The sequence below is a fragment of the Actinocrispum sp. NPDC049592 genome, assembly GCF_040675465.1.
Classification (GTDB): domain Bacteria; phylum Actinomycetota; class Actinomycetes; order Mycobacteriales; family Pseudonocardiaceae; genus Kibdelosporangium.
This window is the reverse complement of sequence record NZ_JBFAPA010000024.1, coordinates 216,035-237,390: the sequence shown is the minus strand read 5'-3', so window position 1 is coordinate 237,390 and position 21,356 is coordinate 216,035. Positions and strand designations below refer to the sequence as shown.

The 21,356-nt window shown below is 68.8% G+C and carries 22 protein-coding genes; 10 read left to right on the top strand and 12 right to left on the bottom strand.

What is annotated here, in order from left to right; genetic code table 11:
• Positions 1-148 precede the first annotated feature (148 nt).
• Positions 149-787 (bottom strand): trypsin-like serine protease, encoded by a 639-nt coding sequence (locus AB0J95_RS44910; protein ID WP_364771981.1) that lies wholly within the window; start codon positions 785-787, stop codon positions 149-151.
• A gap of 601 nt (positions 788-1,388) precedes the next feature.
• Between AB0J95_RS44910 and AB0J95_RS44905 the strand changes: the two genes are divergently transcribed.
• Entirely contained in the window at positions 1,389-1,946 is a 558-nt protein-coding gene (locus AB0J95_RS44905) for a hypothetical protein (protein ID WP_364771964.1), read from the top strand.
• 81 nt (positions 1,947-2,027) lie between these two features.
• On the opposite strand, the gene AB0J95_RS44900 is transcribed toward AB0J95_RS44905, so the two are convergent.
• Genes AB0J95_RS44900 through sdhC form a run of 4 tightly spaced genes read right to left on the bottom strand, consistent with a single transcriptional unit; the run spans position 2,028 to position 5,415 of the window.
• Positions 2,028-2,804, bottom strand: coding sequence for a succinate dehydrogenase iron-sulfur subunit (locus AB0J95_RS44900; protein ID WP_364771962.1), 777 nt, complete (start codon positions 2,802-2,804; stop codon positions 2,028-2,030).
• The gene (gene sdhA / locus AB0J95_RS44895; RefSeq protein WP_364771960.1) at positions 2,804-4,558 is read right to left on the bottom strand and encodes a succinate dehydrogenase flavoprotein subunit; all 1,755 of its coding nucleotides are present in this window, start codon (positions 4,556-4,558) and stop codon (positions 2,804-2,806) included. Before sdhA ends, AB0J95_RS44900 begins: the two co-directional genes overlap by 1 nt.
• Before the next feature lie 33 nt (positions 4,559-4,591).
• Positions 4,592-4,999, bottom strand: a complete 408-nt coding sequence (locus AB0J95_RS44890; protein WP_364771958.1) for a succinate dehydrogenase hydrophobic membrane anchor subunit — start codon at positions 4,997-4,999, stop codon at positions 4,592-4,594.
• Positions 4,999-5,415 (bottom strand): succinate dehydrogenase, cytochrome b556 subunit, encoded by a 417-nt coding sequence (sdhC, locus tag AB0J95_RS44885; RefSeq protein WP_364771956.1) that lies wholly within the window; start codon positions 5,413-5,415, stop codon positions 4,999-5,001. The genes AB0J95_RS44890 and sdhC overlap by 1 nt, the downstream gene beginning before the upstream one ends.
• 430 nt (positions 5,416-5,845) lie before the next feature.
• Here sdhC and AB0J95_RS44880 point away from each other — a divergent pair, with 430 nt between their 5' ends.
• The 7 genes from AB0J95_RS44880 (at position 5,846) to AB0J95_RS44850 (ending at position 13,651) form a co-directional block, all read left to right on the top strand.
• Positions 5,846-6,157, top strand: a complete 312-nt coding sequence (locus AB0J95_RS44880; RefSeq protein WP_364771954.1) for a hypothetical protein — start codon at positions 5,846-5,848, stop codon at positions 6,155-6,157.
• A 449-nt stretch (positions 6,158-6,606) separates the two neighbouring features.
• On the top strand, positions 6,607-7,758 hold the full coding sequence (locus tag AB0J95_RS44875; protein WP_364771952.1) for a BMP family ABC transporter substrate-binding protein: 1,152 nt from the start codon (positions 6,607-6,609) through the stop codon (positions 7,756-7,758).
• Positions 7,759-7,836: 78 nt separating this feature from the next.
• Entirely contained in the window at positions 7,837-9,369 is a 1,533-nt protein-coding gene (locus tag AB0J95_RS44870; RefSeq protein ID WP_364771950.1) for an ABC transporter ATP-binding protein, read from the top strand.
• Positions 9,366-10,436 (top strand): ABC transporter permease, encoded by a 1,071-nt coding sequence (locus tag AB0J95_RS44865; protein ID WP_364771948.1) that lies wholly within the window; start codon positions 9,366-9,368, stop codon positions 10,434-10,436. The genes AB0J95_RS44870 and AB0J95_RS44865 overlap by 4 nt, the downstream gene beginning before the upstream one ends.
• Entirely contained in the window at positions 10,436-11,704 is a 1,269-nt protein-coding gene (locus AB0J95_RS44860; protein WP_364771946.1) for an ABC transporter permease, read from the top strand. The genes AB0J95_RS44865 and AB0J95_RS44860 overlap by 1 nt, the downstream gene beginning before the upstream one ends.
• 235 nt (positions 11,705-11,939) lie before the next feature.
• Positions 11,940-12,332 carry a cytidine deaminase gene (locus tag AB0J95_RS44855; protein WP_364771979.1) on the top strand — a complete coding sequence of 131 codons (393 nt, stop codon included), beginning with the start codon at positions 11,940-11,942 and terminating at the stop codon, positions 12,330-12,332.
• Positions 12,333-12,370: 38 nt separating this feature from the next.
• Complete coding sequence (locus tag AB0J95_RS44850) at positions 12,371-13,651, top strand: thymidine phosphorylase (RefSeq protein ID WP_364771944.1); 1,281 nt, start codon at positions 12,371-12,373, stop codon at positions 13,649-13,651.
• A gap of 52 nt (positions 13,652-13,703) precedes the next feature.
• On the opposite strand, the gene AB0J95_RS44845 is transcribed toward AB0J95_RS44850, so the two are convergent.
• Positions 13,704-15,194 carry a hypothetical protein gene (locus AB0J95_RS44845; RefSeq protein WP_364771942.1) on the bottom strand — a complete coding sequence of 497 codons (1,491 nt, stop codon included), beginning with the start codon at positions 15,192-15,194 and terminating at the stop codon, positions 13,704-13,706.
• A gap of 204 nt (positions 15,195-15,398) precedes the next feature.
• Here AB0J95_RS44845 and AB0J95_RS44840 point away from each other — a divergent pair, with 204 nt between their 5' ends.
• Positions 15,399-16,508, top strand: coding sequence for an adenosine deaminase (locus AB0J95_RS44840; RefSeq protein WP_364771940.1), 1,110 nt, complete (start codon positions 15,399-15,401; stop codon positions 16,506-16,508).
• A 57-nt stretch (positions 16,509-16,565) separates the two neighbouring features.
• Here AB0J95_RS44840 and AB0J95_RS44835 read toward each other — a convergent pair whose 3' ends face one another.
• From AB0J95_RS44835 to AB0J95_RS44820, 4 genes are all read right to left on the bottom strand, one after another.
• Positions 16,566-17,834 carry a primosomal protein gene (locus AB0J95_RS44835; protein ID WP_364771938.1) on the bottom strand — a complete coding sequence of 423 codons (1,269 nt, stop codon included), beginning with the start codon at positions 17,832-17,834 and terminating at the stop codon, positions 16,566-16,568.
• A 129-nt stretch (positions 17,835-17,963) separates the two neighbouring features.
• Positions 17,964-18,449, bottom strand: coding sequence for a YbaB/EbfC family nucleoid-associated protein (locus AB0J95_RS44830; RefSeq protein ID WP_364771936.1), 486 nt, complete (start codon positions 18,447-18,449; stop codon positions 17,964-17,966).
• A 10-nt stretch (positions 18,450-18,459) separates the two neighbouring features.
• Positions 18,460-18,843: a YbaB/EbfC family nucleoid-associated protein gene (locus AB0J95_RS44825; RefSeq protein WP_364771934.1), complete on the bottom strand. Its 384-nt coding sequence runs from the start codon at positions 18,841-18,843 to the stop codon at positions 18,460-18,462.
• Positions 18,830-19,258 carry a helix-turn-helix domain-containing protein gene (locus AB0J95_RS44820; protein ID WP_364771933.1) on the bottom strand — a complete coding sequence of 143 codons (429 nt, stop codon included), beginning with the start codon at positions 19,256-19,258 and terminating at the stop codon, positions 18,830-18,832. The genes AB0J95_RS44825 and AB0J95_RS44820 overlap by 14 nt, the downstream gene beginning before the upstream one ends.
• Between AB0J95_RS44820 and AB0J95_RS44815 the strand changes: the two genes are divergently transcribed.
• Positions 19,259-19,687, top strand: a complete 429-nt coding sequence (locus AB0J95_RS44815; protein ID WP_364771931.1) for a nuclear transport factor 2 family protein — start codon at positions 19,259-19,261, stop codon at positions 19,685-19,687.
• A 125-nt stretch (positions 19,688-19,812) separates the two neighbouring features.
• On the opposite strand, the gene AB0J95_RS44810 is transcribed toward AB0J95_RS44815, so the two are convergent.
• Both AB0J95_RS44810 and AB0J95_RS44805 read right to left on the bottom strand, forming a co-directional pair.
• Complete coding sequence (locus AB0J95_RS44810; protein ID WP_364771929.1) at positions 19,813-20,991, bottom strand: C40 family peptidase; 1,179 nt, start codon at positions 20,989-20,991, stop codon at positions 19,813-19,815.
• Positions 20,991-21,314 carry a type VII secretion target gene (locus tag AB0J95_RS44805; protein ID WP_364771927.1) on the bottom strand — a complete coding sequence of 108 codons (324 nt, stop codon included), beginning with the start codon at positions 21,312-21,314 and terminating at the stop codon, positions 20,991-20,993. The genes AB0J95_RS44810 and AB0J95_RS44805 overlap by 1 nt, the downstream gene beginning before the upstream one ends.
• Positions 21,315-21,356: the final 42 nt, after the last annotated feature.

Here is a 21,356-nt window from a genome sequence, read left to right as displayed (position 1 = left end):
CCTGCCCGCCGCTTTCCCCCCGCGGGGGGGGGCGGCTCTCCCCGGGTTGGGCGGCCCGGGGGCCACAACCCCAAACCCCCCGGGTGGAGTGGTTTCGGTCGTTCCAACGACCGAAACCACGCACGAGGGGATCTTTCTTTGGGTGAGGTCAGACGCCCGCGGTGTTGCGGATGAAGGTGCGGCTGGCGGTCACGCTCGCGTAGTTCTGCGTGCCGTTGGTCTGGTGGCCGTTGTTCTCACCCGTCGAGCAGACACCGACCTGCAGGCCGTTGTAGATCTGCGGGCCGCCGGAGTCGCCGTGCCACGCGGCGCCACTGACGCCCTGGCTGCGGATCGCCGGGCCGCCGTAGGCGTCGGTGCTGGTGCCGATGACGCGCACGGTGGCGGTCTTCAGGATCGGCGAGGCGGGCTCGTTGTCCCGCGGCCGGCCCCACCCGTAGATGCTGTTGGTCGACCCGTTGGGCGGGTTGGCACTGGCGAGCTTCATGTAGGTGGTGTTCACCGCGGAGCTCAAGTGCAGCAACAGGATGTCGCCATTGGGCGAGGTCGCGGTGCGGTCGACCGACCGGGCCGTGCCCTGGCCGAGGTTGACGTTGCCGACCCTCACGTTGATACCCGAGCCGCCACAGTGCCGTGCGGTGAGCACCCACTGCGGCGCGATGATCGTGCCCGAGCAGTTGAACGAGCTGCCCAGATACACCTGAGCACCCCACGGCGCCGACGAGACGGTGCCACCACCAATGATCATCGGGGCGGCCGGTTCGGCCGAGGCCATCGGTGCGGCCATCCCGGCCGCGGCCACCGCGAAAACGGCAGCCGAAATCAACTTGCGCATAACGGCGCATTCCTTTCCGTGCAGGGAGGCAAAAAGGAATGAATTCGAGGCACTTTGCCGAAACCTCGAACGCGTCACTCACGCTAAGTCAGTGATCTATTAGCCGGAACCCGTCGATCGTAGGGACATCTCTCGCGATTCCGGCGAACGCTTGCACGCCCTGGGAGGATGGTGGTGGACAGCTGTCGGATCGTTGGGGAGCGACATGACGACTGGAAACTGGGAAGGCCCGATCGGCACCGGACACGAGGACCCCGCAGACGCTTCGCACGCGGAACCGGTCAGGGGCGGCAGCGTCCGGAATCCGTTGCCGCATCCGCACGACTACGAACCCACTGAACCCGCCGTACCGACAGACCCGGAACACAGCGACCCGGATCCGTCCAGGGCCGGTCGGCCGCCTCGGTTTCCCGGCCGATACCGCCGCATGGCGCATGGCTCCGATCCCCGTGACCGCGATCCTGTTCCCAGCGAGCCCGACCCCACTCCTGTGCCCAGCGGGCCCGATCCCGCCGCTGCTGACCGCGTGCCCCGGCGCAGGCTGCCGGACCCGATGAGGCGGACGGTCACCTACCTGGCGGACGGCGCCAACCACGAGGAAGTCCAGTCCGCGCTGGAGGAACTGCTCGACGCCTTCGACCTGGAGGTGGAGACGCGGGGTCCGGAGATTCGCGGATCGTTCTTCCAATGGCTGAAGCTCCGGCTCAAACGAGTCTTCACCGCCGAGGAGCTCACCGAACGCCTGCAGCGGGTCGAGCGTGGCTTCGAGCTGCACCTGCTGCACAAGCAACAGGCCGAGATCGACTCCCTGCAGAGTGACGCGGTCGCGAAGCTGGTCACGGCGTTGAGGGACGAACGGTCGGCACTGATCCAGATCGGCTCGGTCCTCCTGATCAAAGTGGACGGTGCGCTGACCGTGCGCAACCTGACCCAGCTGGAAATGCACCACCTGGAACGCAACGCGAGCCTGCTGGAACAACCGGACAAGATCCTCGGCAGCCTGGAGTCGGCCGTCCGGCAGGCGCGTGGCACCGAGCAGGCCCAGGCGGAGCGCCTGACCGAGCCCACCCGGACGGAACACGCGCTCCCACCCGCGGGTCCCAGGGCGTGATCAGCCCGACGGTCGGGAAGTACGTGCGGTAGCAGGCGGCGACCACTCGCACCAGGAAGGTCCTCGGTCGGCACATCGATCTCAGACCCGGCGGAACAGCAGGGCGCGCTTGACTTCCTGGATCGCCTTGGTGACCTGGATGCCGCGCGGGCAGGCATCGGTGCAGTTGAACGTGGTGCGGCAGCGCCAGACGCCCTCGGTGTCGTTGAGGATGTCGAGGCGTTCGCCGGCGCCCTCGTCGCGGCTGTCGAAGATGAACCGGTGGGCGTTGACGATCGCGGCCGGTCCGAAGTACGAGCCGTCCGACCAGTACACCGGGCACGAGGTGGTGCAGCAGGCGCAGAGGATGCACTTGGTGGTGTCGTCGAAGCGCTCGCGGTCGGCGGCGGACTGGATCCGTTCGCGGGTGGGCTCGTTGCCGTAGGTGATCAGGTACGGCTTGACCGCGCGGAAGGCCTCGAAGAACGGCTCCATGTCGACCAGGAGGTCCTTGCGCGCCACCAGGCCCTTGATCGGGGCCACGGTGATGGTGGTCGGCTTTCCCTTGCGTGCCAGCAGGTCCTTCACCAGGACCTTGCAGGCCAGCCGGTTCACGCCGTTGATCTGCACCGCGTCCGAGCCGCAGACGCCGTGCGCGCAGGACCGGCGGAACGTCAAAGTCCCGTCCAGGTACCACTTCACGTAGTGCAACAGGTTCAGCACCCGGTCGGTGGGCAGCGCCGGGACGTCGAACTCCTCCCAATGCGGCTCGTCGTCGAACTCCGGGTTGAACCGCAGGATCTTCAGCGTGACGGTGATCGCGCCGTCCGGCACCGGGGGAGCGTCACCGCGGGAGCCGGCCTCAACTGTCGACGTCATCAGTACTTGCGCTCCATCGGCTTGTACCGGGTAAAGGTGACGGGCTTGTACTCCAGCGAGATGTCCGCGGTCAGCGACGAGCCCTGCTTGTACGCCATGGTGTGACGCATGTAGTTCGTGTCGTCCCGGTGGGGGTAGTCCTCGCGGGCGTGCCCGCCGCGGGACTCCTTGCGGTTCAACGCACCCACGACCAGCACCTCGGCCAGCTCGAGCAGGAAGCCCAGCTCGATCGCCTCCAGCAGGTCGGTGTTGTACCGCTTCCCCTTGTCCTGCACGGTGATGTGCGCGTACCGGGACTTCAGCGCCTGCACGTCGTGCAGCGCCTGCTTGAGCGTGTCCTCGGTGCGGTACACCGACGCGTTGGCGTCCATTGTGGCCTGAAGCTCGGTGCGGATGTCCGCCACGCGCTCCCGGCCGTGCTCGGACAGGATCAGCGCGAGCTGGTCCTCCACGAACGTCGCCGGGGTCGGTGGCAGGTCGACGAAGTCGTGCGCGACCGCGTACTCGGCGGCGGCGATGCCCGCGCGCCGGCCGAAGACGTTGATGTCCAGCAACGAGTTCGTGCCCAGCCGGTTCGCGCCGTGCACCGACACGCACGCGCACTCGCCGGCCGCGTACAGGCCTGGGATCACGTGGTCGTTGTCCCGCAACACTTCCGCGTGGATGTTGGTCGGGATGCCGCCCATCGCGTAGTGCGCGGTCGGGTACACCGGCACCGGCTCCTTCACCGGGTCGACCGCGAGGTAGGTCCGCGCGAACTCGGTGATGTCCGGGAGTTTCGTCTCCAGCACCTCGGCGCCCAGGTGCGTGCAGTCCAGCAGCACGTAGTCCTTGTTCGGCCCGGCGCCGCGGCCCTCCAGCACCTCCAGGGCCATCGACCGGGCGACGATGTCCCGCGGCGCCAGGTCCTTGATGGTCGGGGCGTAGCGCTCCATGAACCGTTCGCCGGACGCGTTGCGCAGGATCGCGCCCTCGCCGCGGGCGCCCTCGGTGAGCAGGATTCCCAGGCCCGCCAGGCCGGTCGGGTGGAACTGGTAGAACTCCATGTCCTCGAGGGGAAGGCCCTTGCGGAAGACGATGCCCATGCCGTCGCCGGTCAGCGTGTGCGCGTTCGAGGTGGTCTTGAAGACCTTGCCGAACCCACCCGTCGCGAAGACGACCGACTTGGCCTGGAACACATGGATCTCACCGGTCGCCAGCTCGTAGGCGATCGCGCCGGTGCACACCGGGTCGCCGTTCGCGTCCGGCGTCAGGCAGATGTCCAGCACGTAGAACTCGTTGAAGAACTCGATGCCGTGCCGGACGCAGTTCTGGTACAGCGTCTGCAGGATCATGTGGCCGGTGCGGTCCGCGGCGTAGCAGGCGCGGCGAACCGCTGCCTCACCGTGGTTGCGCGTGTGGCCGCCGAACCGCCGCTGGTCGATCTTGCCCTCCGGCGTGCGGTTGAACGGCAGGCCCATCTTCTCCAGGTCCAGCACCGCGTCGATGGCCTCCTTGGCCATGATCTCCGCCGCGTCCTGGTCGACCAGGTAGTCGCCACCCTTGATGGTGTCGAAGGTGTGCCACTCCCAGTTGTCCTCTTCGACGTTCGCCAGCGCCGCGCACATCCCGCCCTGCGCCGCGCCGGTGTGCGAACGGGTCGGGTACAGCTTGGTCAGCACCGCCGTGCGGGCGCGCTGGCCGGACTCGATGGCCGCGCGCATACCGGCCCCGCCCGCGCCGACGATCACCACGTCGTACTTGTGGAACTGCATGGGAAACCGCTTCCTGCAAATAAAAGTGGTGGGTCAGGCGTCCATGTTCGGGTCGAACGTGAAGATCACGAACGTGCCGAGCGCGAGGATCAGCACCATCGAGACGTACAGCAGGATCTTCAGCCAGAACCGGGTGGCGTCCTTGCGGGCGTAGTCGTTGATGATCGTGCGCAGCCCGTTGCCGCCGTGGATCTCGGCGAGCCACAACATCGACAGGTCCCAGAACTGCCAGAACGGCGAGGACCACCGGCCGGCCACGAAACCCCAGTTGATCCGGTGCACGCCGCCGTCCAGGATGTTCATGATCAGCAGGTGCCCCAGCACCAGGATGACCAGGGCCAGCCCGGAGATCCGCATGAACAGCCAGCTGGCCAGCTCCAGGTTGCTGCGCCGGGCCGCCGGGCGGCGGGGCGAGCGGGGCTTGTCGAGGGCGAGGGTCATCACTGGCCTCCGAACAGGTCGGTGACCGTGCGCTGCAGCATGAAGTACACGCCGGGGACCATCACCACGACCCAGACCGCGAGGATGCCCCACAGCATCTGGCGCTGGTAGCGCGGGCCCTTGGCCCAGAAGTCCACCAGCATCACGCGGATCCCGTTGAGCGCGTGGAACAGCACCGCGCCGACCAGCCCGACCTCGAGCAGGTTCACCAGCGGCGTCTTGTAGGTCTCGATGACCTCGTTGTAGGCCTCCGGCGACACCCGCACCAGCGCGGTGTCCAGCACGTGGGCGAACAGGAAGAAGAAGGTGAGCACACCGGTGATGCGGTGCGCGACCCACGACCACATGCCAGGGTCGCCGCGATAGAGGGTTCCGCGCCGGGCCGGCCGGGCCGCCTCGGCTGCTTGCGCGGACATGGGTTCTCAGGCCTCCAAGACATTCAATGGCCTGGCAGTCCACCTGGGACAAACGAACACCGCCGGGCCTTTCGACACTTTCGGGATGCTAGTCCGACAAACCCGCGACGGCCCAACCGGCGGTTGGCGTCTGTGACAGAGCGAACATCCCACCTGCACGGACAGTGCGACTGATCACAGTGGATGGCCAAAATCCGGGCCGTGTGCAGGCAATTCCCTGATGCCATCGTGTCGGTAGCCCACGGCTATGTTCGAGGCGATATTCGAGGCGAATGATCCAGTTTTCGCCCCTGTCTGACCGCTCATAGGCTCGCCCGCGAAAGTCAAGCCACGAGTCCGGAGAGCCAGCGCGCGTGATTGTTCGTATCCCCCTGTCCCTCCCCGCGTTGCACGACTTGATGTAAGGCGTGAGGGCGGGGCTGAATCGGTCATGGCGTGGGTGTGGATCGTCGGCGCGGTGCTGGTGCTGGCGGCGGGGGCGATGGTGCCGGCGTTCTACGGGCGACGGCGGCTGCGCGCGGACGGCGCCGCCCGTGCCCGCCACGAACAGCTGGGCCGGTACGTCCAGCGGCTGACCCCGACCGATGATCCGGTGATGGACGGTGTGCTCATCCGCGCCCGCGAACGCTGGGTGACCGCCGGGACCGTGCTGGCCACCGCCCGCACCGACCGCGACTACGACCTCGCCGAACGCATCTGCGACGAGGGCCTCGCACTGGTCGAACAGGCCCACCACCCCTGACCAGCCCACCCACCCCCACACCCGGCCCCCGGCACCACTGCCGACCCGCACACCCTCACTGACCCGCGCCCACTGACCCTCGCCCAGTGACCTGCGCATCCTGACTTGATCGCGCCGGTCATTCCCGCCGCGGAACACGCCCGGCATCGCCCCGCACTCGATCTGCCAGGTCCTTCGCGATGCCGGTCGCGTGGGCCGCGGCGGGAATGACCGGCTTCGGGCGATCAAGTCCGCCCGAGCGGAGCGAGGGCCATCAGCACAGCCGCCTCTTGATCACACACCGTGAGTGTTTGGCGTCGGGAGTGGCATGAACGGCAAACGATTAGGTTACGCCGGGCCGGTGCTGTGCTGAGGGCGTCCTACGGGCGGGTACGGTTCGCCAATTCGCCCAATGCCCGGCACCCCGATGCCGGGTCGTCGCTGCTCTTGGAGCGGGGAGGGAGTAAGTCGTGCGTCGATCGCGCGTTACCACGTTGGCGGCCGTCGCCTTGACCGGTGCCCTTGCGCTGGCCGGTTGCGCCAAGGACTCGGGTGGCGGCAACAGCGCGCCACCGGCCGGTGGCGGTCAGTCGAGCTCGGCAAGTGCCGGGTGCAAGACGAACCCGGTGCCGCAGGCGTCCGGTGGCAGCAGCGCCGCCAGCAGTGGCTCCGCCGGGAAGGTGGATGCCAGCGCGCTCAAGGTCGGCCTCGCCTACGACATCGGCGGGCGCGGCGACGCGTCGTTCAACGATGCCGCCGCGGCCGGACTGGACAAGGCCAAGTCGGACATGGGCGTCAAGGACGTCAAGGAGCTGACCGCCGCGCCGAACGAGTCGGAGGACGCCAAGCAGAGCCGTCTGCGCCAGCTCGCCGACGGCGGCTACAACCCGATCGTGGCGGTGGGCTTCGCCTACGCCAAGTCGGTCGAGGCGATCGCCAGGCAGTACCCGAACGTCAAGTTCGCGATCGTCGACGACGACACCATCAAGCTGCCGAACGTGACCCCGCTCGTGTTCGCCGAGGAGCAGGGCTCGTTCCTGGTCGGTGTGGCCGCGGCGTACAAGAGCAAGGGCTGCCACGTCGGCTTCGTCGGTGGCGTGAACGTGCCGCTGATCCAGAAGTTCGAGGCGGGCTTCAAGCAGGGCGTCAAGGCCGCCGCCCCGGACGCGAAGATCGAGTCCGAGTACATCACCCCGGCCGGTGACTTCAGCGGCTTCCAGGACCCGGCCAAGGGCAACACCGTGGCCGCCGGTGAGATCGGCCGCGGCGCCGACGTGGTCTACCAGGCCGCCGGTGCCTCCGGTAAGGGCGTCTTCCAGGCCGCGAAGTCGAAGAACGTGCTGGCCATCGGCGTTGACTCCGACCAGTACAACCAGGCCACCGTCGCCGACTCCAAGGACGTGATCATCTCGTCCATGCTCAAGCGGGTCGACGTGGCGGTGTTCGACTACATCCAGGCCGTGGCGGGCAACAAGGTGGACACGCTGCCCAAGCGGTTCGACCTGAAGGCGGACGGCGTCGGCTACGCGACCTCCGGCGGCAAGATCGACGACATCAAGTCGGTGCTGGAGGCGTACAAGCAGCAGATCGTCGACGGCAAGATCACCGTCGCCGACAAGTAACCTTCGCCAAACGGCAGAACCGGGGCCCTGGAGTGCACACTCCTGGGCCCCGGCCCCGGTTCAGGGAGCTGGTACACCATGACCACAACAGTGGCAGGAGAGCCGGCCGTCGTGCTGAAGGGCATCACCAAACGCTTCCCGGGGGTGGTCGCCAACAGCGACGTCGACCTCGTGGTGCGCAAGGGTGAGGTGCACGCGGTCTGCGGGGAGAACGGCGCGGGCAAGTCCACCTTGATGAAGATCCTGTACGGGATGCAGCAGCCCGACGAGGGCACCATCGAGGTCAACGGCCGGCAGGTGCACTTCCGCAACCCGTCCGACGCGATCAAGGTCGGCATCGGCATGGTGCACCAGCACTTCATGCTCGCCGACAACCTGACCGTGCTGGAGAACGTGGTGCTCGGCGCGGAGGGCCTGCACGGCACCGGCCGCAAGGCCAAGGCCGAGGTCGCCGGACTGGCCGAGAGAACTGGGCTGAAAACGGACCTCGATGGTCCGCTCGAGTATCTGGGTGTCGCCGACCGGCAGCGCGTGGAGATCATCAAGGTGCTCTACCGCGGCGCCCGGATCGTGATCCTCGACGAACCCACCGCCGTGCTGGTGCCGCAGGAGGTCGACGACCTGTTCGGCACCGTGCGGCAGATGCGCGACGACGGGTTCACCTTCATCTTCATCTCGCACAAGCTGGACGAGGTGCGCGCGATCGCCGACTCGGTCACCGTGATCCGCCGCGGCACCACGGTCGGCTCGGCCGACCCCAAGACGATCAGCTCCCGGCAGCTGGCCGAGATGATGGTCGGCAGCGAGCTGCCCAGCCCGGAGACCCGCGAGTCCACCGTCACCGACCAGCCCGTGCTGACGGTGTCGGAACTGGCGCTGCGGGAACCCGGTTCCGCGCGGGCGATCCTGGACCACATCGACCTGGTCGTGCACTCCGGTGAGGTGCTCGGCATCGCCGGTGTCGAGGGCAACGGGCAGACCGAGCTGGTCGAGACCATCATGGGCATGCGCAAGGCAACCAGCGGCACGGTCACCCTGAACGGCGTCGACATCACCAAGTCCGGCACCCTGGCCCGGCGTGAGGCGGGGATCGGCTACATCGCCGAGGACCGCACCCGGCACGGTCTGCTGCTGACGCAACCGTTGTGGGCCAACCGGATGCTCGGCTACCAGACCCGCGAACCGGTCTCCAGCGGACAGTGGCTGAACATCGCCGGGGCCAAGAAGGACACTCGCCGGATCGTCGAGCAGTACGACGTCCGCACACCCGGCATCGAGGTGCCCGCGGCCGCGTTGTCCGGTGGGAACCAGCAGAAACTCGTTGTCGGCCGGGAACTTTCCGGTAACCCGGTGCTGTTGATCGCCTCGCATCCCACGCGAGGGGTGGATGTCGGCGCGCAGGCGTTGATCTGGGAGCAGATCCGGCAGGCGCGGGCCGACGGGCTCGCGGTGCTGCTGGTGTCGGCCGACCTGGACGAGCTGATCGGCCTGTCCGACCGGATCGTGGTGATGCTGCGTGGCCGGCTGGTGTCCGAAGAGGACCCGTCCACGGTGACCCCGGAAGACCTCGGCAGCGCGATGACCGGCGCGGCAAGGGAGGCGCAGTCGTGAAGTCGTCCCTGCGCGGCAAACTGCTGCCGCCGGTCCTGGCGATCGTGTTCTCGGTGCTGTTGTGCACCATCGCGCTGGTCATCTCGGGCGATGACCCGTTCGAGGCGTTCGGTGCGATGATCGGGCAGCTGGGCCGCGGAACGACCTTTGTGGACACCATCAACAGCGGGTCGGTGTACTACCTCGCCGGTCTCGCGGTGGCCATCGGCTTCCAGATGAACCTGTTCAACATCGGGGTCGAGGGCCAGTACCGGTTCGCCGCGGTGGTGGCCGCGATCGCCGGTGGCGAGATCGCGCTGCCGCCGGTGATCCACGTCGTCTTCATCATCCTGGTGGCGACCGTGTCCGGCGCGCTGTACGCGCTGGTTCCCGCGCTGCTCAAGGTGTACCGCGGGGTCAGCGAGGTCATCTCGACGATCATGTTGAACGCCATCGCGATCGGCCTGATCGCGTACCTCGCGGGTACGGATGCCTTCGGTGTCCAGGTGGGCAACAACATCGCGACGAAGACCATCGAGTCGTCCGGCTGGGTGCCCGGGATTCCCTTTGGCACCGGGGAGTTGTTCGGGTTCGTGTTCATCGCGGCTTTGGTCGGCGTCGGGTACTGGGTGCTGCTGAACCGGACCCGGTTCGGGTTCGAGCTCAAGGCGACCGGTGAGTCGCCGACCGCCGCGACCGCCGGTGGTGTCGACGCCCGCAAGATGATCATGACCGCGATGTTGCTGTCCGGCGCGGTCGCCGGTCTCACCGGTCTGCCCGAACTGCTTGGGCGTGACCACGAGTACCTGCAGACATCCCCTGCGGGATATGGGTTCGTGGGCATCGCGGTGGCGCTGCTCGGGCGCAACCACCCGGGCGGGATCGCCCTGGGCGCGCTGCTGTGGGCGTTCCTGGACAAGTCCGCGGTGGCGTTGGACAACGTCGGTGTGCCGCAGGAGATCACCACGATCATGCAGGGTGCGATCGTGCTCTCGGTGGTCATCGCGTACGAGATCGTGCGCCGGTTCGAGCTGGCCGCGGAGCAACGGCGGGTCGGCCGCCAGCTCGCGGCGGGAGGTGCGTCCTGATGGCTGCTCCGACGACGGTCACCGGCCCGGTGACCATGGCGGTGCCCCCCAAGCGCCGTCGTTTCCCCGGCTGGCTCAGGGGTGTGCTGTGGGCGGTCGGCGCGATCGCCGTGCTGTCAACGGCTTCGTACCTGACCGGCAACACCGACCTCACCTCGTCCACCACCGCCCAGACCGCCCTGCGGCTCGCGTTGCCGATCTTGCTGGCGGCGTTGGGCGGCCTGTGGTCCGAGCGCGCGGGTGTGGTGAACATCGGCCTCGAGGGCATGATGATCCTCGGAACCTGGGGCGCCGCCTGGGGAAGCTACTACGGCGGCCCCTGGGTCGGCCTGATCGCGGCGTGTGTGATGGGTGCCCTGGGCGCGTTGCTGCACGCGATCGCCACGGTGACGTTCGGCGTGAACCACATCGTCTCCGGTGTGGCGATCAACCTGCTGGGCCTGGGTGTCGCGAAGTACCTGGCGCACCTGATCTTCCAGCCGATCTCCGGAAACCCGCGAATGTCGCCGGTGGTGCCGAAGTTCGACACCTACTCGGCCTCGGGGCTGACGGACTGGCTGGCGGACCTGGAAAGCCAGCAGCGGGTGATGCTGTCCGACGTGGCCGGTCTGGTGCGCGGCCTGGTGACCCAGGTGGCGCCGCTGACGATGATCACGATCCTGCTGGTGCCGGCGAGCTACCTGATCCTGTGGCGGACGCGGTTCGGCCTGCGCCTCCGGTCCTGCGGCGAGAACCCAGTCGCCGCGGAATCCTTGGGCGTCAACGTGTACGGCTACAAGTACGTCGCCGTGCTGATCTCCGGCGCCCTCGCGGGCATGGGCGGCGCGTCCCTGGTCCTGCTCAAGGACGGCGCCGACTATCTCGAGAACCAGACAAACGGCCGGGGCTACATCGGCCTCGCCGCGATGATCTTCGGCAACTGGCGCCCCGGTGGATTGCTGGCGGGCTCAGCGCTGTTCGGCTACACCGACGGCCTGCAACTCTCCGGCCGCGGCCCCGCGGTCCTCGCGCTGCTGTACGCGGCGGTGCTGTTGCTCGTGATCGTCGTGGTTGTACAACTGGTGCGCCGCAAGTGGTTCGCCGCGGGCTTCGCGGTCCTGGCCGCTGGCGCCCTCTACGCCATCTACTACAGCGTCGACGAACTGCCCCGCGACCTCACCCCCTACGCCCCGCACTTCGTGACGTTGGTTGTGCTAGCGGTGGCGTCGCAACGACTACGAATGCCCCAGGCAGACGGCTTCATCTACCGAAGAGGCTCAGGCTCGTGAGATGACCGAGGTGCGGCTGCCGAGATCCACGGCAGCCGCACCGAGGCACAGCCGGAACGGGTTGCCGGAGATCCGTTCTCTCCGCATCGCGGAAGGCAAGGTCGCGGCGATCCCGGCGATCCACCTGGGTGGAGGAACGCGCCGAAGAACTTGTCGGCGATCCACAGCAGGAGACCTCCCACGCCGGCACGATAGGTCCCTGCTGCGCACTCGTTACCGTCTCGCTTAGGTTCGGATCATGACTCCTGACTGGGATGCCCTGCGGGCCGCGGCGATCGAGGCGGCCGCGAACGCGTACTGCCCCTATTCCGGCCTCCAGGTGGGCGCTGCGGCGCTGGTTTCGGACGGCCGGGTGGTTGTGGGGTGCAATGTGGAGAACGCGTCCTACGGGCTTGGGCTGTGTGCGGAGTGCACGATGGCCGGGCAGCTGCGGCTGACAGGTGGCGGCCGGTTCGTCGCGGTGGCGTGCCGGAGCGGGTCGGGGGAGCTGCTGATGCCGTGTGGGCGGTGCCGGCAGATCATCTACGAGTTCGGCGGGCCCGAGTGCCTGCTGGACACGCCGCAGGGGGTGCTGCCGATGAGCGCTGTGCTGCCGGACGCGTTCGGGCCGGAGCATCTGCCTGCGTGAACGTAGGCTGTCGGCGGTAGACGACGCTAGGAGGCACCATGAGCCGGGAACGGCTGTCCGCGGTCGACGTGATCCGCACCAAGCGGGACGGGCACCGGCTGTCCGACGACCAGATCGACTGGGTCGTCGACGCGTACACCCGCGGTGTGGTGGCCGACGAGCAGATGTCCGCGCTGGCCATGGCGATCTTCCTGAACGGCATGGACACCGCCGAGGCCGCCCGGCTGACCCAGGCCATGATCGACTCCGGCGAGACGCTGGACTTGAAGGTCGACCGGCCGACTGTGGACAAACACTCCACCGGCGGTGTCGGTGACAAGATCACGTTGCCGCTGGCGCCACTCGTGGCCGCGTGCGGGGCCGCCGTGCCGCAGCTGTCGGGGCGAGGGCTCGGGCACACCGGCGGCACGTTGGACAAACTCGAGTCCATCCCCGGCTGGCGTGCGCAGCTGAGCACCGACGAGATCGAGCAGCAGCTGCAGACCGTCGGCGCGGTGGTGTGTGCGGCGACCGAAGGGCTCGCGCCCGCGGACAAGAAGCTCTACGCGTTGCGGGACGTCACGTCGACCGTGGAGTCGATCCCGCTGATCGCCAGTTCGATCATGAGCAAGAAGATCGCCGAGGGCGCCTCGTCGCTCGTGCTGGACGTCAAGGTCGGCTCGGGCGCGTTCATGAAGAGCCTGGCGCAGGCGCGTTCGCTGGCCGAGGCGCTGGTCGGGATCGGGAAGTCGCACGGTCGCAACGTGACCGCGATGCTGACCGACATGTCCGTGCCGCTCGGGCGGGCGGTCGGCAACGCCAACGAGGTCGCCGAGTCGGTCGAGGTGTTGCAGGGCGGCGGACCCCAGGACGTCGTCGAACTCACCGTGGCTTTGGCGGCCGAGATGCTGTCGCTGGCCGGGATCTCCACCGACCCCCGGCGCGTGCTCGCCTCCGGTGAGGCGTACGAGACCTGGTGCCGCATGATCAGCGCCCAGGGCGGCGACCCCACCGCCCCCCTGCCCAAGGCGGCACACGTCCACGTCGTGTCCGCCACCAAGGACGGCGTCCTCACCCACCTCGACGCGTACTCCGTCGGCGTCGCCGCGTGGCGCCTCGGCGCCGGCCGCGCCCGCAAGGAAGACGCCGTCCAACACGCCGCGGGCATCACCATCCTCGCCAAACCCGGCGACCTCGTCCGCGTCGGCGACCCCCTCCTGGAACTGCACACCGACACTCCCGACGCCGTCCCGAGCGCCCTCGACGCCCTCTTCGGCGGCTACGACATCGGCGACGAGGCCCGCGCCCCGCGGAAGCTCCTCATCGACACAATCCGTTGAGACACAAACGAAACGGCCCCCGGTGCGCACCGGGGGCCGTTTCGTTCGGGTGTCAGGACTCGTCGGAGGCGTCTGCCTCTTCGAGCTCCTCCAGGCGGGGCTTCTCGCCGTTGACCTTCTTGCTGCCGCGGGCCCGCCGCTGCTGGCGGGGCAGCGTCGACGGCGGCGCGGCGGGCATGGTGGGGCCGCCGCCCATCATCAGCTCGGCGAACGTGGCCATGGCCTCGTCGAGGTGACCACCGATCCGGCGCTCGGTCTCCTCGTTGCTCTTGCGCACCAGCGAGGTGACCTTGTCGGTGTCCGGCTGCACCGCCACGATGCTCTGCACCTTGGTCAGGTTCTGCTCGATGGACCCGCCCAGCTCGGCCAGCCTGGCGGCGAAACCGTCCTCGACGGTGTCCAGCCGCGAGGCCATGTCGTCCAGGCGGCCCAGGGCCTGCTCGAGGCGCTGCGCGAGGGCCTCCAGCCGGTCGCTGGCGTCCATCGTCTCCTTGGTCTCGTCCAGGGCCGCGTTGAGCGCGTCCCTGGCCTCGCCGAGCGACGACGCCAGCGCGTCGCGGGTCTTGTCGAGCGACGAGGCCAGCGAGGTGCGGGTGTCGTCCAGCGACGAGGACAGGCCCGTGCGGGTGTCGTCCAGCGAGGACGAGAGACCCGTCAGCGACGTGGTGAGGTCCGTGTGGGTGGTCTCCAGGGACGAGGCCAGGGCGGCGCGGGTCTCCTCCAGCGAGGAGGCCAGGCCGTCGCGGCTGTCGGACACCGACGCGACGATGGAGTCGCGGGTGCTGTCCAGCGACTTCGACAGCAGATCGCGAGTGTTGTCCAAGGACGCCGCGAGGGCCGCCCGGGTGTCCGACACGGTGGACGACAGGGTGTCGCGCGTCGAGCCGAGGGTGTCGCGGGCCTCGTCGAGCCGCCCGTTGAGGCCGTCGTTGACCTCGGTGATGTGCCGGTGCAGGGCGTCCTTGCTGCCGTCGAGGTGCTCGTGCACGCCCTCGTCGACCTCGTCCAGCCGCCCGCGCAGCGCGGTCTCCAGGGTGTCCACCCGCTCGCGCACCGGGCCGGTGACGGCCGAGGGCAGCGAGTCGACCTTGACGTCCTGCTTGTCCAGGTGGGCGTCGAGCGAGTCGATGCGACGGTGGATGTTCGCCAGCTTGTCCTCGAGACCGTCCATCCGGCCGACGACGCCCTCCATCTTGCCGGCGACGCCGTCGAGGCGGCCGTCGAGCTGGGCGAACGGGGTGGCCAGCTTGTCGACGATCGACTCGACCGCACGGGTAAGGCTGGCGATGGCCGTGTCCTGGGCCTCGAGCTTCGCCATCGCCTCGTCCAGGCGCTCGGCGATCACGCCGACCTCGGTGCGGTCCGGTAGCTCGGACAGCCGTTTGCGCACGGATCCGATCGACTCCAGCGGGGAGAGCCGGGCGTGGATCTCGTCCAGCGCGTCGAACACCTGCTGCTGTTCGCTCTCACGGATCTCGGCCGCGCGCGTCAGCATATTGCGCATCCGGTCGAACGACACCGTGGCGTTGTTGTTCTCGTTCACGGAGGTGACCTTCGTCCTGGGGAGGGGAGACGCTGGGGAGCCTAGCCAGTCCCCAAACTCGTCCATGCACCACCCGTTAGTTTCGTGTTAGTTGATCTCGGCCGATGGGGCAGGCCGACCGCCTCTGGCGGTGACAAGACGGGCACATTACGTGGCCCCGGTTGGACACGATCGGGTGATGGGTGGTGCGGGTAACGTACGGGCATGTCGACCCCGAATCCGGTTACCCCCGAGGCGATTCGACGCGCCCCAAAGGTTCTGCTGCACGACCACCTGGACGGCGGCCTGCGACCTGCCACGGTGATCGAACTCGCCGAAGCACACGGCTATGTTGATCTTCCCACCACCGACGCGGCCGAGCTCGGCCGCTGGTTCACCGAGGCCGCCAACGCCGGCACGCTGGAGCGCTACCTGGAGACCTTCGCGCACACCTGCGGGGTGATGCAGAGTGAGGACGCACTCGTCCGGGTGGCCTCCGAATGTGCGCAGGACCTCGCCGCGGACGGGGTCGTCTACGCGGAGGTCCGGTACGCGCCGGAGCTGTTCACCGAGCACGGCATGCGGCTCGACCAGATCGTCGAGGCGGTCGAGGCCGGGTTCCGCGAGGGCGAGCGGGCCACCGGCGGCAAGATCAGGATCGGCACCCTGCTGTGCGCGATGCGGCAGAACGCGCGGTCGGCCGAGATCGCCGAGCTGGCGGTGCGCTACCGGGACCTCGGCGTGGTCGGCTTCGACATCGCCGGGCCGGAGGCGGGCTTCCCGCCCACCCGCAACCTGGACGCGTTCGAGTACCTGCGCCAGCAGAACGCCCACTTCACCATCCACGCGGGCGAGTCGTTCGGCCTGCCGTCGATCTGGGAGGCGATCCAGCACTGCGGTGCCGAACGCCTCGGCCACGGCGTGCGGATCGTCGACGACATCAAGGACAACGGCGACGGCACCTACCACCTGGGCCGGCTGGCCGGGTACGTGCGCGACCGGCGGATCCCGCTGGAGATGTGCCCGTCGTCCAACATCCAGACCGGTGCGGCGAACTCGATCGCCGAGCACCCGATCGGCCTGCTCACCAAGCTCCGCTTCCGGGTCACCGTCAACACCGACAACCGGCTGATGAGCGGCTGCACGGTGTCCAGCGAGATGGCCGCGCTGGTGGACGCGTTCGGCTACGGCTGGGCCGACCTGCGCTGGTTCACCGTGAACGCGATGAAGTCCGCGTTCATCGGCTTCGACGAGCGGCTCGCCCTGATCAACAACGTGATCAAGCCCGGCTACGAGGCCCTGATCGCGGAGTCCGAGAAGCACCCCTCGGAATGATGCGGACACGACAGAGCCCCCTCCGGTCGAAGGGGGCTCTGTCGTCGTTGGTGTGCGTCAGTGCGCGTTGAGGCGGTCCTCGAAGGCGTTGACCAGTTTCTGCCAGGCCTCCACCTCGGCGTCGAACGGCGCGCTCGGCACCAGGCGGGTCGGGTCTGGCCGCAGCACGAACGAGATCAGCCAGCCCAGCGACTCCGACTCGGACAGGGCCTCGCCCACGCTGTCGTCACCGGCCCAGTCGGCCGCGTCGGTGATCAGCTCCACCGCGAGGTCCAGCTGGGTCGGGTCGATCGAGTTCGGGCCCTCGCCGATGTCGTCGGCAAGTCCTTGCAGCACATAGGTGTTGTCGATGTGCACGTCGACATCGAGGGTCCCGTCGGTGGCCTTGGCGACCACGTCGTCCCAAGTGGACACCTCGGTCAGGTCGTTGCCGTCCAGCTCGCCGGACGCGATGTAGCGGCCGAGCGCACGCGCCGAGGTGAACACGTCGATCTTGCCGCCGGTGCCCAGGAACACCGGCTCGTCGTCGAGGTAGCAGCGCAGCGTGTAGTACTCCGAGCCATCGGTGATGATCTTGATCGGGTCGATGCCGACCTCGGCCCAGAACCCGGCCGGCTCCGGCTCGGCGTCCTCGTCCTCTTCCTCGGAATCGGCGTCGGAGTCCTCGGCGTCCAGCACCTCGACGTCCTCGTCGGCGACGGCCTCGGCGTCCTCCTCGGCCTCGGCCTGGAACGCGGCCAGCTCCTCGGCGGCCACCTCGAGCGCGGCGGCGTCCACGTCCGGCGTCACCACGACCTCGTCGATGGCGTCCAGCACCTCGTCCCAGCGCTCGACGATGGTGGTGGCCAGCTCGGTCCACCGGCGCTCGCCGTCCCGGCCGCTGAACGCGAACGTGCCCTGGTCGAGCAGGTCGAAGCCCTCGGCCGCGTTGAGCACGTCGTTGACCGCGTCCAGCTCGCACACGTCGGCCAGCGACCGCACGATGGCCACGATGCCGGCCAGCTCGTCGATGGTCCAGGTGTCCGGGTCCTCGGCGGCCAGCTCCGGCACACCGACCAGGTCGAACTGGTGCGACTCGTCGGGCAGCAGCTCGGGCACCGACAGCTTGGGCACCACCGGCCAGGCCGGGTGGTCGGTCAGGTCGTGCTCCTCCGCGGTCCGCACGAAGGCGGCCAGCTGGGCCGCGTCCGGGAACCCGTACAGGTCGTCCTCGTCGCCGAGGAACGCCTCCCAGTCCTCGCCGTCCTCCCGCCAGCGGGGAGCCCAGAGCGTGACGACGTCGCCCTGTGGCAGCCCCAGCTCGATCGGGACGATGTCCTGAGCCATTGGCCCTCCGCCTTCTCCACTGCTTGATTCACCACTGCGTTGAATTCACTACTGCGTGATCCCGGTGACCGGGGCCCATTCTGGGCACACCGACCGCGGGCAGCCTACGGGTTTTGCCGACCGCGTCGATCACCGGTCGGACCGCAGCGACGAAGGATCGAAGGCGAACACGTCGTCGTCGTCCTCGTCCTGCGGCGCCGTGGTGATGGTGCCGGGCTGGTATACCGGTGTCTGTGCTGTTGGCGCGCGGTCCCCGATGACATCCCAGCCGGCCGCCCTGGCCGGGGCGATGCCCATCGCGCCTTCCAACTGTGCGGTCACCTCGTCGCCCAGGACAAGTGCCAGTTGGTTGAGACTGCGCTGTTTGGCGAACTCGGCGGCCTGCTGGGCCACGCTGGTGATGGTGTCGCCCAGCCAGCGGCCGCCGCGGTGCAGCGCGGCCGGGTGCAGGCGCAGCGACTTCAGCTCGCCGGTGGCCGTCGTGGTGGCCTCGACCAGGCCCTCCGGGTCGCGGGCGGTGGCCTGCACGGACTCGATCCGCCTGCGCAGGTCCTGGCTGGCCCGGCGGCGCTCCTCGGCCTGCTGGACGTACTCGTCGACACGCGGCTCGGTCACATCAGCACCGTCACATCAACACCCTGCCGTAGTCGTCGTCATCGTCGGTGCGGTGCGGCGCCTGACCGGGCGGCATACCCAGGTCGGTCAGGCTGCGTGCGGTGTTCTGGTCGACCACGGACCGCAGCGACTGGTGCATCCGGGCGTTCGCGGTCCTCGTGGCCTGCCCGGCCAGCCGCAGCACCTCGCGGGCGACCTCGTCGGGGTGCCGGCCCAGCACGGCCGGCTTGATCTCCACCGACCGCAGCATCCCGCCCGGGCTCACCGACACCGTGATCGCGTTGTCGCCCGAGGCCGCCGTCCCCGTCACATGGCCGATCCGCGCGGCCCGCTCACCGGTCTCGGCCACGGCCCGGCCGAGCCGTTCCACCCCGTGATCCTCATTCCCCACCACAGGGCGAGTCTATGGCCTCCGGCCCCTCGGCGAGGGCCGATCCGACCTCGTACAGCGTCTTGAGCAGGGGCCGCAGCGCCTGGCCACGCGCGGTCAGCTGGTAGCGGGTCCGCACCGGGAACCCGGCGGTCCGTTCGCACACGACGAGCCCACGCTCGACCAGGCCGTGCAGCCGGTCGGCCAGCACCTTGGCGCTCAGCGCCGGCAGCAGGTCGCGCAGCTCGCTGAACGAGCACGGCCCATGCATCAGCTCGCGCAGGACCAGGGTGGTCCACCGGCCGGAGATCGCGCTCAGCGCCACCTCGACCGGGCAGTCCGGGGTGGGCTGCCGGACCCGGCCGCGGTCGGTCGGTACGAGCTGCGCATCCCAGGTTTCCGTTTGGTGACCCACGAGCCGGGCGTGTTCGGTGGTCATATGCCCAGTCTGCCCCTTGCCACCGAGGCAAGTGATCACCCGCATGTGTTCGCTCGCGCGTTCAACTCGTTCGACCTGGCCGAGCTGGACGCCGTGTACGAGCCGGACGCCGTTCTGGTGCCCTCCCCGGGTACGCCCGTCACCGGCTACGACCGGCGCGCGGCCAACGCGAAACTCCAGTCGCTGGGCAGGAGGATCGAGGTGCGGCCACGGCATGTCTACGTCAGCGGGGACATCGCACTGTTGATTGTGGACTGGGAGATCGCCGCCGCGGGGATCAGCGGCACCGCCACCGATGTCGCCCGCCGCGGCGAGGACGGCTGCTGGCGGTACGTGATCGACAACCCGCAACCCGTTGAACTCCAGCCGGATCCCGCGCTACATTGGCAGTGCGCATCGACCGCCGCGCGAGGGGGCCATCCAGGCTGACGAAGGCGGTCATCCAGGAGCCCGAAGTGGCTGACGTACTCGTCTTCCTGACGTTCGCCCTGCTCGTCTACGTGTGCCCGGACCGCGAGTTCCGGCTGCGGATCTCCCGGTCCGGGCTGGAGTTCTCAGCCGGTCGGGCGGTAGAAGCCCAGGAACGGCATGCCGATGTTGGACGTGCGGATGTGGCTGATCTGGACCGGGTCACCGGCCTCGATCATCTGCCCGTTGCCGATGACCATGGCCACATGTCCCTGCCATACAACGAGATCGCCGGGTAGCAGCTGGCTCTGGTCCGGAACCGACGCGCCCATCGCCTGCGCTGCCGAGTGCCTCGGCAGCTGCAGGCCCGCGTCCGCGTACGCCCATGAGGTCAGGCCGCTGCAGTCGGTGCCGGCCGGTGGGTTCGACGCACCCCACACGTACGGAGTGCCAAGCGCGGTAAGGGCTTTGCGCACCGCGGCGGCCGCGACCTCGTTCGGCGCCTCGACACTGGCGCCGCCGGGCAGGTTGATCCCCACGCCCGAACCGGGTTGCGGCGGGATGGCGACCGGCAGGCGTGGGCCGACGGCGGTACCGCCGCCACCTCCACCCCCGCCTCCTCCGCCGCCACCGTGATGACCGCCGCCGCCACCGCCACCATTGCCGCTGTGGCTGCGGGAAGCGGCCTCGTCGATCCCGCTCTTGCTGTCGGTCGCGCTCTGCACCGAGGTCTGGCCGGTGTCCGGCGGGCCCATGGTCTGGCCGAGCCCGCCCATGGCCCCGGCGTCGACCTTGGGCAGGCCGTTGAGCTGGCCCACCAACGGGGTCAGCTGGTCCTTGACCTTCTGCAGGGCGGCAGCGGTCTTCGTCGCGTATTCGTCCGCTTTGGACTTCGCCTCGGCGGCCGCGCTCGCCCACGCGCCGTCGTTCCCGGTCTGTGCGGCCGATTCCGCGGCCTGCATGACCGGGGTGGCCCACTTGACGAACTCGTCGATCAGCGTCTGGATGCTCGTGCGGCCGCCGTTCACCGCGTTCACCGCGGCCGAGGCGGCGTTCTGCGCGGCGGTCGCGTTGCCGGACAACGTGTTCATCGCGCCGGTGAACGCGGCCGACCGGCCCTGGAACGCGTTGGCCTGCTGGCCGTACCAGCCCTGCAACGTGGTCTTGGCCTGCGACTCCTGGCGGCCCTTCAGCTCGTTGAGCGCGGTCACCCCACGGCCCAGCGATTCCGCGGCCCGGCTGCCGGCGCCGGTGTCACCGTCCAGTTTGGCCAGATGGTCCTTCATCGGCTGGACCAGGCCGGCCACGAACCCCGCGGCGCTCATCAGACCTGCTCCGCCTTCTTGATCGACTGGGCGTGGTCCTTCTGCTGGTTCTGGTACCCGGTCAGCGCGTCGCCGACGGCCTTGGCCAGCGCGGCCAGCCCGCTCGAGGCCGACTTGATGCCGTCCAGCTGCGAGGTGGCGGCCTGCTGGAAGGCGGCGTTCAGGCCGACCTCGGCGCCGATCTTGCCGAAGCAGTCGGCGGGCAGCGAGTTCACCCCGGACAACGTGCCGGTGCCGACCTTCGCCAGCTCGTCGGCCATAGTCGTCATGGTGCTCTTGTACGACTCGAGCGCCTCTGGCTCGACTTCGAAGCCGTCCGGCATGTTCCCCCCGTCCGTTCTGGTTCGCCCTACTCTGCCCTAGGA